This window comes from Streptomyces mesophilus, assembly GCF_040300965.1.
Classification (GTDB): domain Bacteria; phylum Actinomycetota; class Actinomycetes; order Streptomycetales; family Streptomycetaceae; genus Streptomyces; species Streptomyces mesophilus_A.
Genome location: NZ_JBEPEW010000298.1, coordinates 1 through 3,208 on the forward strand (window position 1 = coordinate 1; position 3,208 = coordinate 3,208).

Below are 3,208 nucleotides of genomic sequence, written 5' to 3' on the forward strand. Positions count from 1 at the left end.
CACCGCCGCCCGCCCACCGTGCGTACGAGGCCGCCGCCCGCCCACCGTACGCACGAGGCCGCCGCCCGCCCCCCCGTACGTTCGACGCGCACGCACGGTCGGTCTACTTGAGGTCGTACGTCACCCCGGTGAGCTGCTCCGAAGCCGCCCAAAGCCGTTCCCCCGCCGCGTCGTTGAGAGTCCACTTCGCACGTACGGACTTCACCGGCGCCCCGCGCCAGCCCTGCAGCCGCGGCCCGGTGAACGAGTCCGGGCGCACCCCCGGCGCCGTCGCCGCGTACAGCGTGGGCAGCGCGCCCGACTCGGCGGACTGGGCGAGGAGTTGCGTACCGAGTCCGGCGACGCGCGCCGCGAGGCGCCGGCCCTCCATGCGCACCCCGGCCGTCTGCAGATTCGTCCGCGCGAACCCCGGGTGCGCAGCCGCCGCGACCACCTCGGAACCCGTAGCCTCGAGACGCCGCGCCAGCTCGTGTGTGAAGAGCAGGTTCGCGGTCTTGGAGCGGCCGTACGCCACCCAACGCCGGTACTTCTTCTCAGAGTTGAGATCGCCGATGTCGATGTTCGACAGGAAGTGCATTCCGCTCGACACGGTCACGATCCGCGCGCCCGGCGTCGCGAGCAGTTTCGGCAGGAGCAGTCCGGTGAGCGCGAAGTGCCCGAGGTGGTTGACGCCGAACTGGGTCTCGAAGCCGTCGGCCGTCTTCCCGTACGGGAGTGCCATGACGCCCGCGTTGTTGATGAGCAGATCGAGCCGCTCGCCGTCGAAGGCGGCCGCGAACTCCCGTACCGACTGAAGATCCGCCAGATCCAGGGGCGCGAACTCGACGTCGGCGTCCGGGACTTCGGCCACAATGCGGGCCCGCGCCTCCTCGCCGCGCGCCTCGCTGCGGCAGGCGAGCAGCACCCGCGCCCCGCGCCGGGCCAGCTCACGGGCGGCCGCCAGGCCGATACCGCTGTTGGCGCCGGTGACCACCGCGGTGCGGCCGGTCTGGTCGGGGATCTCGCGCGCGGTCCAGGCGGTCATGACGGTCCTTCCGGAAGGATGCACTTCGGTTGACCGCCAGGGTACGGCCGGACTTACCGACGGGTAAGCCCGGCCGTCCGGGTCGCACTCCGCCGGCTCAGGCCGCCGAGCCCCCGTCGATCACCAGATCCGTGCCCACCACGGACGCCGCGTCCTCGGACGCCAGGTAGAGCACGGCCGCCGCGACCTCGCCGAGGCTCGACACCCGCCCGAGCGGATTCGACGCCTTCATGCGTACCGCGCGCTCGGCCTCCGTCTCGCCCGGCAGGAGCGACATCGTGGTGTCGGAGGCGCCCGGGCTCACCGCGTTGATCCGTACGCCGTCACCGATGTGGTCGAGGGCGGCCGCGCGGGTCAGGGCGGAGACGGCGGCCTTGGAGGTCAGATAGCCCCCGACTCCGGGGATGCGGGTGTGGGCGCCGAGGTTGGAGGCGATGTTGACGATCGCGCCGCCGCCGTCCTGGCCGCGCATCACGCCGATCTCGGCCTGTAGCGCGTGCAGGACTCCGGTCACGTTGATGTCGAGCAGCGTCTGCCAGTCGTCGACGGCGAGGTCGGCGAGCGGCCCGCCGCCGCGGAAGACGCCCGCGTTGTTGACGGCCACGTCCAGGCGGCCGTGCCGGCGCACGGTTTCGGCGACCAACTCCCGTACGTCCAAAGCCTTGCTGACATCCGCTGTCACCGCCGAGGCGGTGCCGCCCGCAGCCTCGATCAGGGCGACGGTCTCGTCGAGCGGCCCCGCCGTGCGCCCGGCCACGACTACCTCCGCCCCCTCGGCGGCGAAGGCCAGCGCGACGGCGCGGCCGATGCCGGAGCCGGCCCCGGTGACGAGGACGGACTGTCCGGTGAAGCGGGTGCGGGTGCGGGTGATGGCCATGGTGACTCCTGTTTCGGTAAGGGGCTGTGGGCCGTGCGGTACGGATGCGGCGGTAGGGGACTGCGCCGTCAGGGTCGGTTCAACGGCGGCTGTACGGATGCGGCGGTAGGGGACTTAGCCGTCAAGGTCGGTTCAACGGCGGTGTACGGATGCGGCGGTAGGGGACTTAGCCGTCAAGGTCGGATCAACGGCGGCTGCTCATATGGAAGTTGACAAGCGCGAGCACTGCGAACCCGGTGGCCAGGGCGCCGAAGGACCCCGCGTCCCCGCCGAGCGAGAGCGCCGCCGCGAGCACGACCGATGCGCCCAGCTCCATCGCGGTGTTGAACACCCCGCCCGCGAGCCCCGCCTGTGCGGCCGGCACCTTGTCGGTGGCGAGCACCGCCGCCCCGGCGAAGGCCACGGCGGCGCCCGCAGGCAGCAGGAGCGTGGCGGGCAACAGCCCATAGGCGTACGGGAGATGTTCGGCGAGCCCGGTGAGCGCGATGAGTCCGAGCCCGGCGGCAGCCATGACAAGCCCGCCCGCGGTGGTCCGTGCCGCGCCGATCCGTGCGATCAGCGGCCCGGCCGCACGCCCGGCGGCCAGTTGCGCCACCGCGAACGGCACGAACACCGCCGAGGTCTGCAGCGCCGACCACCCCCGCTGCTCCTGGAGCTGGAGGGAGAGGACCACGAACGTGACCGAGGCCCCGGCGGCCGTCACCGCGACGGCGAGCAGCCCGGCGGCGCGCCGGCCGTCCCGCAGGAACTGAGGCGGCAGCAGCGGATCGCGCGCCCGGCGCTCCACCGCCAGGAAGGCCATGAGCAGCGCGGCGCCGGCGAGCAGCGGCACCAGTACGGGATACGAGATCCAGCTGTACGTATCGGAGACGACGAGGCCGTAACTGGCCAGCGTCACCCCGGCGGTGACCAGCAGCGCGCCCGGCAGGTCGAGGCCGGCGCGCGGCTCGGCGGGCCCGCTGGTCACGGAGCGGCCCGGAAGCACCCGGGGGGCGAGAGCGAGCGCCGCGCCCGCCACGAGCACCGGCACCGCGAACGCCGCGCGCCAGGACCACAGCGCCGTGGCGACCCCGGCCAGGACGTTGCCCGCCGTCGCGCCGAGCATGTTGAGCCCGCCCCAGGTCGCCATCGCCCGTCCGTAGGCGGCGGGTTGGGGGAACAGCGCCCGCAGCAGGGCCATCGCGGCGGGCGCGGTCAGCGCGGCGCCAACGACCTGCCGGAACCGTGCGTCGAGCAGCACCTGGTACGTCGGGGAGAGGTGTAGTAGCACCGAGGCGGCGTCGTATAGCAGGATCCCTGCTGCGACC

3 protein-coding genes are annotated in these 3,208 nt (G+C 73.2%); all 3 read right to left on the reverse strand.

Annotated elements, in window-relative coordinates; genetic code table 11:
• Positions 1-103 precede the first annotated feature (103 nt).
• Positions 104-1,024 (reverse strand): oxidoreductase, encoded by a 921-nt coding sequence (locus tag ABT367_RS41210; protein WP_352259087.1) that lies wholly within the window; start codon positions 1,022-1,024, stop codon positions 104-106.
• Positions 1,025-1,121: 97 nt separating this feature from the next.
• Positions 1,122-1,901, reverse strand: a complete 780-nt coding sequence (locus tag ABT367_RS41215; protein WP_352259088.1) for an SDR family NAD(P)-dependent oxidoreductase — start codon at positions 1,899-1,901, stop codon at positions 1,122-1,124.
• Between the two features lie 184 nt (positions 1,902-2,085).
• Positions 2,086-3,208: MFS transporter (locus ABT367_RS41220; protein ID WP_352259090.1), on the reverse strand; the 1,123-nt coding region annotated here is incomplete at its 5' end.